The sequence below is a fragment of the Pseudoalteromonas sp. NZS71 genome (genome assembly GCF_015864715.1).
Classification (GTDB): Bacteria; Pseudomonadota; Gammaproteobacteria; order Enterobacterales; family Alteromonadaceae; genus Pseudoalteromonas; species Pseudoalteromonas arctica.
The window spans coordinates 75,539-90,781 of the sequence record NZ_JADYWS010000017.1; the positions used below are offsets into that span (position 1 = coordinate 75,539).

The window sequence follows — 15,243 nt, forward strand, 5'->3', positions numbered from 1 at the left end:
ATATCGTTTTAATCTTCTTTTTTGCAAAATCCCATTAACTTTTATTGGCTTTTTAGTGGTTTTTGTTTATTATTTGTTTTAGTTACTGTTAACTAACTGTAACTATAAAAATAAATAAATAATGATTGCTACGATTAAGTAGTGACACCAGGGAGAATCAAATGTTAAATAATCAAGTAGCTAAAGCGGTGCGTATTGCACTTGCTTTTGGCGCAGCTTCAACAGCTGTTTTTTCAGCAAATTCTTTTGCAGCTGAAGATGAAATAGAGAAAGTAGAGCGTATTCAAGTTACTGGTTCTAGAATTAAAAGAACTGACTTAGAAACATCTAGCCCTGTAACAGTAATGACTGCTGAAGAGATTAAGTTAAGTGGTTTTACTCGTGTTGAAGATGTTTTAAATCAACTTCCACAAATAGAAGCTGCTCAAAGTTCATTTTTAGCTAATGGCGCAACAGGTACTGCAACTGTTGATTTACGTGGCTTAGGCTCAAACAGAACCCTAGTGTTAATTAATGGTCGTAGAATGCAGGCCGGTAGCATAACGTCTCAAGTTGCTGATATTAACCAAATCCCAGCCTCTTTAATTAAACGCGTTGATGTGCTAACAGGTGGCGCAGCTGCAGTATACGGTGCAGATGCCGTAGCTGGTGTTGTTAACTTTGTTATGGATGATGAGTTTGATGGTATTTCACTAAATGTGGGTACATCTGGCTTCCAGCACAACAATGATAATAAATACATGCAAGGCTTGATGGATGATAAAGGCTATGACTACGATACAGGTAATACTGGAATCGATGGTAAAGCTTACAGCATCGACTTTACTGTTGGTGGTGGATTTGATGGCGGAAAAGGTCATGCCGTAGGTTATGTTACTTATAACCGTCAGAACGAATTAGTACAAGGTACTCGCGACTACTCATCGTGTGCTTTGGGTGGTAATGGTCAATCATGTAGTGGTTCTGCTACAACACCAAATCCTCATTTTGATATTTATCCGGTTGTAGATGGTGAAGTTGATTACGATCAGAATCTTTTTGGTTATTTGAATCCAAATGGCCAAGGTTTTATGGAAGATGATGGCTACCGTTATAACTTTGCACCGGTAAACCACTTCTTACGTCCAAATGAGCGCTTTACGTTTGGTACATTTATTGATTACGAAATAAATGAGCACTTTAGACCGTATTTAGAATTCTCATTTATGCACAACAGAACAGCTGGCCAAATTGCTGAATCTGGTACTTTTTATAACGAAGAAATCTTATTCGATTATAACAACCCATTGTTATCTGATCTTCAAAAAGAACAGCTACAAACTTTATTTAGCCAAGACGGCGATGATCAATTTGTTGCTTATATTGGTAAGCGTAACGTTGAAGGTGGTCCACGAGAAGATAACCTTGAGCATACGTCATACAGAATCTTAACCGGTATGGAAGGTGAGATTAACGATAGCTGGTCTTACGATATTAGCTATAACTACTCTGCAACAACATCAAGCTCAGTTTATAAAAATGATTTACTTTCGCCGAAAATTGCTCCACGCGTTGGTGCTGTAGGTACAGAGTGTGATACTGCAGATGGTTGTTTATTATACAACGTATTTGAACTAGATGGTGTTACCGCAGAGCAGGCAGCACAATTAGCTGGTGTTGGAACACAAACAGGCTTAGTAACGCAAATTATTTATAGCGGTTATGTTACTGGTGAATTTGATTGGACATTACCAACAGCATCAACTCCTATCGCTGCAGTGTTCGGTTTTGAGCGTCGTGAGCAAGATTACGAACGTGTTTCAGATACTGTTTATGAAGAAGGTCAACTGCTAGGTCAAGGTGGTCCTTCTCCGAGCTTGTATGGTGCTATTGATGTAAATGAAGTTTATGGTGAATTACAAATTCCTGTACTTGATGAATTAAATGTATCTGCTGCTGCTCGCTGGTCTGATTATTCAACAACAGGTTCAGATACTACATACTCAATTGGTACAGATTACACGATTGCAGATGCATACAAATTAAGAGCAAGTTATGCAAAAGTTGTGCGTGCACCAAATGTTGGTGAGTTATTTTCTGCACAAAGCATTAGCTTGTGGAGTGGTGATGACCCTTGTGCTGGTGATCCAAATGCTGCTGCTGTAGGTGACCGTCCAACTTATTCTGCTAGCCAATGTGCTAATACAGGTGTAAGTGCTTCACAGTACGGCGGTATTGGTGAGTCTCCAGCTGGTCAATATAATCAGTTCGCTGGTGGTAATCAGTTACTTGAGCCAGAAGAAGGCGATACAATCACAATCGGTTTAGTTGCAAATCCATTAGATGGATTTAACTTCTCAATTGATTATTTCAAAATTGAAATTGAAAAAGTAATTGGTGTTGTAGGTGCAGAAAGAATTATTAACAACTGTGCTGAAACAGGCGATGCATTCTTCTGTGACAATGTTACTCGTAGCCCATCTGGCAGCTTATGGTTAGGCCAAGCTGGTTTCGTTACAAACTTGAGCGATAACATTGGTGGTCAAACATGGGAAGGTGTTGACTTTACAGCAGCTTACAAAATGGACCTAGAAGAAGGTGCGTTAAACTTTGATATTAATGGTTACTACAGCATTCAAAAAGAAGTTGAACCTATTTTAGGTGATGCGGAATTAGCTTACGATTGTTCAGGCACTATTAGTACAGACTGTTTTGCATCTCCAAAATGGCGTCACACGGCTAATGTAAATTACCTACGCGATGATTGGCGTGTTGGTGTTAAATGGCGTTATTACGGATCTGTAGATTATGAAGGAACTGCAGATACGTTATTAATTGATGATGGCGGTATTGAAGCATATAACTTTATTGATGTTTCAGGTAGCTACTCATATAACGAGCATTTAACCTTTACTGGCGGTATGAATAATATCTTCGATAAAGAGCCACCGTTAGTTGGTAATACTGTAGCTTCTAATGCAAACACAGTTGCAGGTTTTTATGACACGCTAGGTCGCTTTGTTCATGTAAGCTTTAATCTGAAGTTCTAACTTTAAGTTACAGCTAAATAAAACCCATAGTGAATTTCACTATGGGTTTTTTAATTTAAAGCTATTAACTGTATTAGTGTGATTAATAAGAAATCAATCACCCATCGAATTTGCTCTAAATGAGATACTCGCCAGTTATTAAATGTACTAGATCAGACTCGATCTGACAGTTACCCGTTTATTAATCGGTGACTGTCAGTTTAGATTTGAGCTAAACTTTTCTCAGCCTAAATCGATTTTCCGTCTAATAATTTTTCTAATGTTGTTCTACACAGCACATTTTCCCCTGATGAGTTCAGTCATTATTTTAGTAAACCATCCATTCGTCTAGATCCTTCTGTAATTCATCCAGTGAACTATATAGTTTTTTACGGAATGTCACCTGATAAAACTCTTGCAATATCGTTTTATGGAAGCGTTCGCAGATACCGTTCGTCTGCGGTGATATGGCTTTAGTTTTCGTATGGTCGATATCGTTGATAGCTAAATAGAGCTGATAATCATTTTAAATTTACTATTTCTATCTGGTTGTAGTTCACTGAGTGAAGACTCTCTAAGCAGTAATGAAAATATGGCATGCGAAAAAATAGCGGTGACAGGTAGTAATATTAAAAAGCGTACATGCATGTCAAAAGAGTTGGCAGAAGAAAGACGCAAAAAAACCAAGAGGCAATGAGAGAAATTAACAAAAGAGGGAATATTTACCAAGATAGGAACTAATTTTACTACTAAGTTTAATTGCAATACTTTAACTTATGTTTGAAATCTTAATGTGTTTGTACTAATAATAATACAGATAGGTTATCTATGTTAAGTAAACTATTTGCTATTAAACTTACCCCTCCTCCAAGCTACACTATTTCATTGATTTTCGACTATCTGCCAAACCTTGTTAACGTGGTAACTTTGTATTTAGTTGGTGCTTTCTCGTATTTCAATAACGTATGTTTTACAAAATTATTATATATTATTTTTCTATTTGCTCGATTAAGTGGTTGATTTTGATGGTAATAAGTTTTTTAAGTGATTTGTAATTTATAGCTTATTTATTCTGAGTAATTATAAATTTTAGTTGTTCTATTTATAGCGATAATTATTTTAGAGGCTCCCGCCAAAAGTATCTGTAAATATGAATATAGAGGATATCCCGCATTACACTTAAGAGGGGGCAACTCTTCTTAAGTACATTAAATATTACCAGTTAAGGCCGTATCAAATACATGCAGCTTATCTGATAATTTTGCATATTTTAACTTTGATTTTACGGTCGATGTGATACTCAAGTGAATATTATCAAATTAGTAAATAAAGAGATGGTTTCAATATTATTAGAACAAGTATTAAGGAATAATATTGGCCAGTTAATAACCAAATGTTCAAGCACTACCTTCACAATTGAGTTGATAATTTCCTGTCATTAAACAAACACTCATCAGTCGATGCTCTTTTCGAGTATAAAAATGATAATGAACATTTTTACGACATATCAAAGAAAGTTTATTTATGATTTGCAGCTGGCTAGATCAATAAATCAGGTTAAACGCGATGTAGGCGAAATTACAAAATAATATAACCAAACTTGTAATCTGACAAGTGTACCTAATAGTTCTAAATTGAATTTTCAAACAAATTAAATGCGGGCAGTAGTAGGTATTTACATAAAATCCACACAGGAAGCTTGGTTATAATCTACCTACCCTGAAAAGATCAGGATAAAATTTAAGTGACTACTTCAAAAGGTTTTTTCACATATCTAAGCATAAAATTAACAACTCAGATTGCAAAATAAGGAAGGAGTAAGTAATTATGTATGTTTATACATTAATTGGGTCAATTCCTATAATAAATTTTACAAGCATACTATAAGTCATATACTCGAAAAGACTAAAGTAATCGCATATACATCTTATTGTTAAGGTATAGAAGTGAGGCTATCTAGTTGATAGTAAAGTTATTTTTATTCAACCTTAAATAAAAGAGACACTTTTTTAAACCTGCAGCTTTAGATAAGTCTACTAAATATGAATGTTTTTATATATTTTAGCGATGCTTTGTTACAAATCTTTACAAACATTCAAGTTATTGTTATTAAAGTATTTTATTTTAAGGTGATATAAGCTTTAAATATACACATATTACTTTTTCAATAAAATCAGCTGCTTACTGTTGATTTTAATGTAATGGTGAAAGATACATTTGTTATTTTTGCTGGTTTAAAGTTAATAATGTGTTGACCTCTTTGTTTCTCTAGTACTATCATCCGTCACACAATAAAGTCCTACTGTACCTTCATATAGGCATTTTTAGTCTTATTAAGTGGCTTTATTGCGCATTAATTTTAAAAATTAAGCATAAATAATAAAATAGTATTCTAGGGAGAATCAAATGTTAAACAATAAAATTTCAAAGGCAGTTCGCTTAGCGATTGCTTTTGGTACAGCATCAACGGCTGTTTTCGCTGCAAATTCAATTGCGGCAGAAGAAGGCGTTGAAAAAGTAGAACGTATAGAGGTTACAGGCTCGCGTATTAAGCGTTTTTCAGAGGTTTCACCTACTCCTGTAACTACAATTACTGGCGAAGAGCTATCTAATGCCGGCATCACAAACATCTCAGACTTGTTACAAAAGCTGCCTTCATCTGGCGTAGGCTCTGCACCTACAACAACTACTAACACTATTTTTGGTGCGGGTATAAATACTACAGATCTTCGTCAGCTTGGAGAAGGTCGTACTTTAGTACTTGTAAACGGTCGTCGATACGTAGGTGCTTCTGTAGATAATCCTGCGGTAGATTTAAACGGCATTCCGACTGAAATGATTGAACGTATGGATATTGTTCATGGCGGCGCGTCAGCAGTTTACGGTTCAGATGCAATTGCGGGTGTAGTTAATATTATTTTGAAAAAGTCTCAAGATACTATGGACTTCAACTACAAAAAATCTATTACAGAACAAAGTGGTGGTGAAGAAGAGTCTTTTTCATTCACGTTTGGTGGTGAAAGCGATAAAATAAGTTTTATTACGAGCTTATCTTACTCAGAAACAGAACAGCTTGAAGCTCAAGACCGTGACTTTCTTCGTAACCCAGTTTCTGGGATGTTAAACCCTGATAACGTTTCTGACACGGATGGAATTCCACAGAATATTTTAGCTACAGGTGAGTTTGCCGGTTTGCAAACACTAGGCTATTACGATCGCGCAGGTGATGCTTTCTTACCTGATGGCCATGTTGTATTTGGTGATAATGGTGAGTTTAGTCCCGTTATAGTTGGTGGTGTAACAAGACCTGCGCCGAATAATCAACTTAGATATTTTGGTGACGGCTTCTCTAATGGTTACAAATTTATTGAACATCAAGATCTTGCAACACCACTTAATCGTTTCAATGTTTTTACAAACATAGTAAATAATTATGCTGATGATCATTCAATGAATTTTGAAGTTTCTTTCTCAAAAGCTAGTGCTTATGCAGAAAGTAGCCCAATTTTCCTTGCTGAATCGATTCGTTCAGATAATGCATTTTTAGACCCAGCTGCTAAAGCACAATTAGATGAAGCTGGTAGAGATTCAGTTACAATTTATAAGCTTGCTTCGGGTTTTGGTAATCGTACCTATGAAGATGATCGTACAACACTTAATACAACTCTTTCTTTCCAAGGGTTACTACTAGAAGAGTTCGATTACGAAGTATATTTTAGTTACGGTCGTAATAAAAACGACACTACATGGAACGGTGAATTCCTTACTGAGAACTTTAACAAGGCTATTGACGCGGTAGAAATTGACGGAGCAATTCGTTGTGCTGACCGTGATTCAGATGGTTCTTTAGTTGGTGCGTTAGATGGTTGTCAGGCATTAAGCCTGTTCGGTCTTAATGGTGCATCTCAAGAAGCTTTAGATTACGTTACTACCTCAGCATCAATTTCTAAAGTTAAACAGCAGCAAGTTATTGGTGGTGTTATTTCAGGTTATGCTTTTGATATGCCTGCCGGTGGTGTTTCTTTTGCTTTAAGTGCTGAGCATCGTAAAGAAACTGGTTCTAATGAACCTGGTGCAGCAATGCAGAATAATCTAGTGTTTGGTAACTTTGTAAAAGCATGGGATGGTGAATTTACAGTTGATGAAATTGGTGTTGAAATGTCAGTTCCATTATTAGTGGATGCACCATTTGTTGATTCATTAAGCCTTGAGTTAGCCGCTCGTTACATGGATTACTCTTCAGTGGGCGATAATGTAGCTTGGAAGGTAGGCTTTAACTATGCAATGAACGATGAACTTCGTTTCCGTGGTACAAAGTCTAAGTCGGTTCGTGCTCCATCATTATCTCAACTTTATTCTGCTGGTACTCAGTCATTCGCGTCTTATGGCGATCCATGTGACCAAACTAATATATCTACAGCGAGTGATAGCAAAAAAGCAAACTTAATTGCTAACTGTCAAGCTGCAGGTATTCCAAACCCAGGTACTACAGTTGGAGATTGGAGACCATCTGATGATTGGCGTAGTGTTACTCCACCAAGTGTGAATTCAGGTAATGCAAACCTTCAAGAAGAAACGTCTGACGATACATTATTTGGTGTAATTTATACCCCAACTGAAAATATCACGTTAATTGCAGATTATTGGAGTTTTGACGTTGAAGATGCAATTAACTCTTTAGGTGCACAGCGTGTTATTGATGATTGTTACGAAGCGTCTAGTTTAGATAATAGTGCTTGTGACTTAGTTGACCGTGATCCTACGACTCTTGATATTTCTGAGGTTCGTAATGGACCATATAACTTAGCATCTTACTCTCTTAAAGGTGTTGATTTAGAAGGTACATACAAGTATGAAACGAGCTACGGTTCATTTAACTTCCGTTTACTAGCAAGTTACCTTGAGCATAGAGAGTTTAATACAGATGTTTCTAGCGAAGGCTATGAACCAACACCTACAGTTGGTGAAGTAAGATACCCTCGTTGGCAGGGTAACCTAACGGTAGGCTATACTTACGATGATTTATACGTAGGTATGATTGGTAAATACCGTCATTCAACAGTATTAGACAGAGAGTGGACTGCTGAAAATAACAACTATAATGATGTTCCTTCTTATACAGAATGGTCAATAAATGGTCGTTATACTGTTAGCGAAATGCTTGAAGTAAGATTAGGTGTTTCAAACTTATTTGATATTACACCTCCTAGAAATCCTGGCACATACGATGAAGGTGAGTATTACGACGTATACGGCAGACGTTTCAACTTAGGACTAAACTTACGTTTCTAATATCTTTAGTAAATAAGTTTATAAACGAAAGTGTTTAATATTAAAGCCTACTGAAATTTCAGTAGGCTTTTTTTATATTTTACTTGCCCTAATATGTGTTTATACCAACCGGCTTATATATGGGGTTTATTTAACGATAAGTAAATTTCGCTATAACTAGGCAAAAATTTTTTATATCTAGTTGATATTACGTTTCTTTAGACTGGAAATTGTTGGATTTACTTAGCGGTTCTTCAGAAGTTTAAAAACATAATGGATATCAACAAAAGATTATCTTTCATTACTTAAGCTGAAAATGTGGTGGTTGGATATATTATTTGGTAGTACAGCCCTCAACCTTGATCATATCTGATATGCCAATTACTGTATTGATAGAGTGATTACGTGCTTCAAAGCTACGTTAACAACGTCTTCGTATCCTTTAAAAGCCTATTCTAAATTTATTATATTCTAATCTAATGAATAGGGTGGTGCTTTAATATCTTTGAGTATTAAAGCTATCAGCAGCATCACATTACATTACGCATAACAGCTGCAACTCTTTCATTTCTTCGTTTAAGTATTAAGCTTGCGTCACTTGCCTAGCGTCTTTATCTATACAAGGAGTTATTAGCACTCCTAGCTCGCTGACTTACTGATATAGACTAAGCATTTATACATATTTAATAGTAATTACTACAAAAAGTGACTCAGATATCTTAGTTAGCCTGCTTTCTGTGCACGATTTTGGAAATCAATGAAAATATAGCTTTATGGATTTTTTCTTTTTTAGAAAGGCCAAGTAGTACTTTTTCAGATAGTTGAATAGCTATAGTTGTCTCAATCATTTTTGTTAATTTTATGTAGGTAATTTATTTTTTGCATGCTTTTACACCTACATAATTCGCCACAATAAGGAAGTAAGTAACTTGTTTGAGGCGAGACTTAGATATGATTTCTTCAGTAAATAGCACTTATTCTAAATCAAGTTTTTGCAATAATGCAATAATGCAATAATGCAAAAAGAGCATTGTGTTTGTTTTTTGTTACTTTAAGGTTTTGTAAATAAAGGGTTTTATTTGGTTAGCCAAGTGTTGACCTTTTGCATAACTTGGGACTACTATTCAAATCGAAACAGGTACTGTGATTAATTACAGACCGTTTTGAAAACAAAATAATTAAAATAGTATTCTAGGGAGAATCAAATGTTAAATAATAAAGTTTCAAAGGCAGTTCGCTTAGCGATTGCTTTTAGTGCGGTATCCACCGCTGCTTTTTCTGCAAGCTCTATGGCAGCAGAAAAAGAAAAAGTTGAGCGTATAGAAGTAACTGGGTCTCGCATTAAGCAAGTTGATATGGAAACATCATCACCAGTAACTGTTATTACCGCTGCAGATCTACAATTATCAGGTGAAGCATCAGTTGCTGATGTTTTAAATAATACTTCTGTAAATAGCTTTGGTTCATGGCGTGGTATGTCTGGCTACGGTAACGGCGCAGCAGCAACAAGTAATATTAACATGCGTGGCCTTGGGGCTGAGTACACATTAGTGCTACTTGACGGTCGCCGTATGCCTGGTACAAGTTCGTCTTCAGGCGCTGCCGCAGATACTTCTCGTATTCCAATGGCAATAGTAGAAAGAATTGAGATTCTTCGTGAAGGTGCTTCTGCTGTATATGGCTCAGATGCTGTTGCAGGTGTTATTAACATTATTACAAAAAAAGACTTTAACGGTTTAAGTTTTTCATATGATACTGAGCTACCTAGTGCCGAAGGTGGTGATACAAATCGTTTTAACGTAAGTACAGGTTACTCTGGTGAGAAAGGTAATATTACATTAACTTATGAATATTATGATGCTGAATCAGTATACGATAGAGATATTTGGAAATTAAATGATGAGACTTATGCTGATTATTCGTCATTTAGCTCAGTTCCAAATGGTAATGGTGCTAGTGGTTGGGTTACAAGCCCTACTATGTGTGCAGAATCAAATAACACGGTTGATGGTGGCACTCGCTGTTTATATAACTATGGTGCAGTAACTAAGTTATTTGGTGATACTACTCAGAACTCAATGCTTTCAAATTTCAATTATGAATTCACTGATAACTTAAAGTTCCGTGGCCGCGCAAGTGCATCACTTTCTGAAACTGATTCTCGCTATGCAGGTACACCTGTATCTACAAACCAACCAACTATGTTGGCTGATAATCCTTTAAACCCTGTAGGCGAAGATTTAACTCTATACATGCGCTCAGCTAACATTGGTGAGCGAGATACTCGTACTGAAATTAATAGTATTGATTTCTTAGGTGGTTTAGTCGGCTTTGTAGATGTTGCAAATGGTATTGACTGGGAATTTAATGTACAACACAGCCGTTCTACAACTAACTCATTCAATACAAACCTGATAAATGATGATGTTGTTCAGAAATTAATTGATAGCGGCGAATATGATATCTTTAATACATCAGGAATGAGCTTTGCTAACTGGGATAGCAGCATGAAAGACTTGTATGGGCAAGCTGCTCACACAGGTGTGTATCAAGCTCGTTTTACAAGTACTCAATTTGATACGGTAGCATCTACATTATTGTTTGATAATGGTGATGTTTCGATTGCTGGCGTAGTTGGTGCTGAATTTGAGCAAGTAGAATTTGAACAAATGAGTGACCCTCAATCGGCTTCAGGTCGTGTGTCAGGTGGCTCAGGTGGTGACGATGTTAATGCAGAACGTGATAGAACATCTGTATATTCAGAGCTTCAAGTAAACCTACCATACAATGTTGATATTAAAGCAGCTGTTCGATACGACAAGTACGAGCAAGAAGGTGACGTTGGTTCACAATTTGTATCAGGAACATTCGATAATGTTGCCCCTCAAATTGGTGTTGCATGGCGTCCTTCTGATGCGCTATTAGTGCGAGCTAGCTGGGGTGAATCGTTCCGTGCACCTAACATGGGCGAAATGTTCTCTAGTCAGGCACTAAGCTTCGAAAAAGCTTACGATACAATTTGGTGTGATACGCAAGGCAATGCAGGTTCTGATGCTATTTACTGTAACCCAAATGCTTCACAGCAACATAAAACTTGGTTTGGTGGCAATCCAGATCTTGAGCCAGAAGAAGGTGAATCATTTACAACAGGTTTTGTTTGGAATGTAACAGATGACTTATCTGTAGAGCTTTCTTACTATAATATTAAGTTAGAAAACAGAATTGCAGCAGTAAGTGTTGAACGTCTATTAAAAGACGAGCAAGACAATGGTTCTAACCCTGCAGTAGTTCGCGATCCAAATACAGGTCGTATTGATGTAATGTACAGCTTTGACCAAAATATGGCGAGTTTAGAAACATCAGGTTTTGATTTTAAAACAGCTTACATGTTTGAATCTAGCATTGGTAACTTCGCTCTTAAAGGTGAGTTAAGTTATGTAAGTGACTTTGAAGAAGTAACAGAAGAGGGTGCTGACGCATTCGATTACGCTGGTTTACAAGAGTACCCAGAGCTTCGTGGTAATGTTACTTTTGATTGGACTAATGATGCATTTGGTGCAGCATGGACTACATACTACATAGGCGACCAAGACTCAGGTAATGAAGAGTATGGTGTAACATATTTAGCTGATATTCCAAGCTATATTAAACACAATATCCAAGTATCATATAACCATGAGTGGAATGGTAAGTTTGTACTAGGTGTGAACAATGTGTTTGATAAAGAAGCACCACAGCTAAACGATGGCACTAGAGGTTATCGCGATGCTTCAACATCATTATATGATGTTTTAGGCCGAGCTGTATTTTTAAAAGTTGAACAAAACTTCTAAAAATCGTTTATAGATTATGTTTCGTCTTCAATACGTTGACGATTATAAAAAAAGGTCAGTTGCTTATGCTTCTGACCTTTTTACATTTGGTTTGCAATTTTATCTTTAAAATTTTAATTATGGTTTGTATGTACTTACTGGCCCACTTTATTTTTAAGTTTGTTACCTTGTGATTTTCCGATTATATTCACCTGACACGAAAAATAGATAATGTGGTTTTTAATTGAGTCGAAGTAATGATATTTGCAAATTACATATAAGTTTTTAGCTGCTTTATTGTACTGAAAGCTGGCATTTATTATTCAACGGATTAGTAGTGTTTTTTATCGACTATATATTTTATAAAATGAAGTTCCCTTATACATCGACAATTTATATTAAATTACTCCTAATTTAATAAGGTAGGACTAATAGCGTATATTTAACAGAGGGATTATTTAGTTTATATCTTGTAATAGTCATTCCTGAAAAATACCCTTATACTAAAAAAGAATAATTAAATAAATCCAATCACACAATTTAGCGAGATATAAATGAAAGAAGTCCGATCTTTTATTAAAACAGCATCATTAACGGATCTTGAAAAAGCCCAACAGCTTATCAATGATGCAATTTCAAAATATACCCAGCAGCAAAAAGCGAAACAGGAAGTTTTGGATCTTTTAAAAGAAAAAGGACTTACGCTAGAAGATTTACAAGATGGAGCATCAGACAAACGTACTAAAGTTAAGCCTAAGTACCGCATGGAACTTAATGGTGAGACTATTGAATGGACAGGCCGTGGCCGTCGTCCTAAAGCGTTTGAAGGTGTTGAGCTTGAGAAATTTTTAGCCTAAAGCTAAATATAAGAGAAGCTTCGGCTTCTCTTTTTTGTTTCCCCCTCAATAAAATATAATTAAAGTTTAAAACTCCCAGCTATTATTTGCTAAAATCTCTTCACTCAAACCTATTTGTTTTCCCATGAGCTATAAACTAAGACCTTACCAGCAAGAAGCCGTAGAACGAACCGTTTTACACTTTAGAAAGAGTAATGATCCTGCCGTTATTGTACTACCAACCGGCGCAGGTAAAAGCCTTGTTATTGCTGAACTTGCGCGTATAGCTAAGCAAAAAATATTAGTGCTTGCTCATGTAAAAGAGCTGGTAGAGCAAAATTCGCAAAAATATAAAAGTTTTGGTTTAGAGGCGAGTATATTTTCAGCAGGTTTAAAAGAAAAGTCATTAAACCATCAAGTAACCTTTGCCAGTGTGCAATCACTTTCTCGTAATTTAAATAAATTAAATGAGCATTATTCGTTACTTATTATTGATGAATGCCACAGGGTAAATGGGGATAAAAAAAGCCAGTACGGAAAAGTAATAAGTAGTTTAAAAGAATATAACCCTCAGTTAAAAGTATTGGGTTTAACAGCAACACCTTATCGGCTAGGAACGGGGTGGATATACCATCATCATTATCATGGCTTTGTTAAAGGGACTAATGAAAGCCCGTTTAAAAGTTGTATTTTTGAATTGCCGCTCAGGTATATGATCAAACATAATTATTTAACGCCGCCAAACGAAGTTGATGCAGCGATTAGCCATTATGATTTTTCGTCTCTAGATAGTAATGCATTTGGGCAATATACGACTGATGATATGAATGCGCTTTTAAAAAACAGTGAGCGCGCAACGAAAGCTATATTACAGCAAGTAATTCAATACAGTGAAGAGCGTGAAGGTGTTATGGTTTTTGCCGCCACGGTAATGCATGCTCAGGAAATATTAAGCTACCTACCAGCTCATCAAAGTGCACTTATAACAGGTGATACGCCAAACACTGAGCGCGATAAAATTATTAAGCAATTTAAAGCTAAGCAATTAAAGTATCTAGTTAATATATCGGTACTAACAACCGGCTTTGATGCGCCACATGTCGACTTTATAGCTATTTTAAGACCTACAGAATCAGTTAGTTTATATCAACAAATTGTGGGGCGAGGCTTGAGGCTATCTGAATCAAAAACGGATTGCTTAGTAATAGATTATGCCGGCAATGGTTTTAATTTATTTCACCCAGAAGTAGGCGATAAAAAAGGCGATAGTGATAATGAACCTGTGCAGATACTTTGTCCTGGCTGTGGTTTTGCGAATATATTTTGGGGTAAAACTGATTCCGCAGGAAAAGTAATAGAGCACTTTGGCAGGCGCTGTAAAGGGCTGTTAGAAGATGATGATGGGCATAAAGAGCAGTGCGATTATCGTTTTAGGTTTAAAGAGTGTGAGCAGTGCGGTGCCCAAAATGATATTGCTGCACGTAAATGCCATGATTGCGGCGCGGTAATGGCCGACCCTGATGATAAGTTACGTAATGCATTAAACTTAAAAGACGCACTTGTGCTTCGATGTAGTGGGTTGTCGGTAACTCAAATTAAAGATGAACTTATTAAAATAACGTATTTTGATGAAGATGGTGCAAGTTGCGATGAAGTATATAACCTCGCAAATAAAGGCGGGCAATTTATATTTAATAAGCAATTTGGTCTACGAGTAGGACTTGGACAAACACCTATTAATTTTAAAACTGCAGAGCAAGTAGTAAAAGCACAATTTGAATTAGTACCACCGGATTTTGTTATTGCACGAAAAAGCAAAAAGTATGGTTGGAAAGTGGCTGATAAACTATTTGACTATAAAGGGGGTTTTAGAAAGGCAAATCAGTTAAGCCGCTAAGCTTAACTGATAGAGTACATTGAACTAAAAGGCGATTAAGCCTCGTCACCGTCCATTAATCCCCAGCCATCACCGTATCCATTAAAGCTATTAGCAATACTTTCAATGTATTGCTCTGCTTGTCCTAGAAGGGTGTGCTCTGGCACCATTTGTACTTGAGTGATTACTTCCCAAACGCCAGTGTCTTTACATTTTTCAAGCTCAGCATTTTGAACTAATGCATCAGAAACTATTTCTTTAGCAAATTTTTCAGCATCGGCTTCTTGTTCAAATAAAATAAAAAAATCGACTTGGTGCATTTTATTTAAATCAATGCCATCAGCGGCTATTTCGGCTAAAAGTTGGCCGTTATCATCATCAGGGAATTGCATTAAAAACTCATTTAAAATTAATTTTTTATTCGTAGGCACTATTGTAAC

Annotated in this window: 6 protein-coding genes and 1 pseudogene; 5 read left to right on the top strand and 2 right to left on the bottom strand. The window is 36.2% G+C overall.

Annotated elements, in window-relative coordinates; all coding sequences use genetic code 11:
• The first annotated feature begins 161 nt into the window (after positions 1 to 161).
• A complete protein-coding gene (locus I6E85_RS12565; protein ID WP_024590777.1) occupies positions 162 to 3,029 on the top strand; it encodes a TonB-dependent receptor in 2,868 nt (955 codons plus the stop codon).
• Between the two features lie 227 nt (positions 3,030 to 3,256).
• Here I6E85_RS12565 and I6E85_RS12570 read toward each other — a convergent pair.
• A pseudogene (locus I6E85_RS12570) lies at positions 3,257 to 3,534 on the bottom strand (integrase core domain-containing protein); the annotation flags it as partial.
• A gap of 1,880 nt (positions 3,535 to 5,414) precedes the next feature.
• Between I6E85_RS12570 and I6E85_RS12575 the strand changes: the two are divergent.
• From I6E85_RS12575 to I6E85_RS12590, 4 genes are all read left to right on the top strand, one after another.
• A complete protein-coding gene (locus tag I6E85_RS12575) occupies positions 5,415 to 8,300 on the top strand; it encodes a TonB-dependent siderophore receptor (RefSeq protein WP_024590778.1) in 2,886 nt (961 codons plus the stop codon).
• Positions 8,301 to 9,484: 1,184 nt separating this feature from the next.
• Complete coding sequence (locus I6E85_RS12580; protein ID WP_024590779.1) at positions 9,485 to 12,112, top strand: TonB-dependent receptor; 2,628 nt, start codon at positions 9,485 to 9,487, stop codon at positions 12,110 to 12,112.
• 533 nt (positions 12,113 to 12,645) lie between these two features.
• Positions 12,646 to 12,948: an H-NS family nucleoid-associated regulatory protein gene (locus I6E85_RS12585; protein WP_007586043.1), complete on the top strand. Its 303-nt coding sequence runs from the start codon at positions 12,646 to 12,648 to the stop codon at positions 12,946 to 12,948.
• A 124-nt stretch (positions 12,949 to 13,072) separates the two neighbouring features.
• On the top strand, positions 13,073 to 14,824 hold the full coding sequence (locus tag I6E85_RS12590; protein ID WP_024590780.1) for a DEAD/DEAH box helicase: 1,752 nt from the start codon (positions 13,073 to 13,075) through the stop codon (positions 14,822 to 14,824).
• 35 nt (positions 14,825 to 14,859) lie between these two features.
• On the opposite strand, the gene I6E85_RS12595 is transcribed toward I6E85_RS12590, so the two are convergent.
• Positions 14,860 to 15,195 (bottom strand): ribonuclease E inhibitor RraB, encoded by a 336-nt coding sequence (locus I6E85_RS12595; protein WP_197236984.1) that lies wholly within the window; start codon positions 15,193 to 15,195, stop codon positions 14,860 to 14,862.
• Between the last annotated feature and the right edge of the window lie 48 nt (positions 15,196 to 15,243).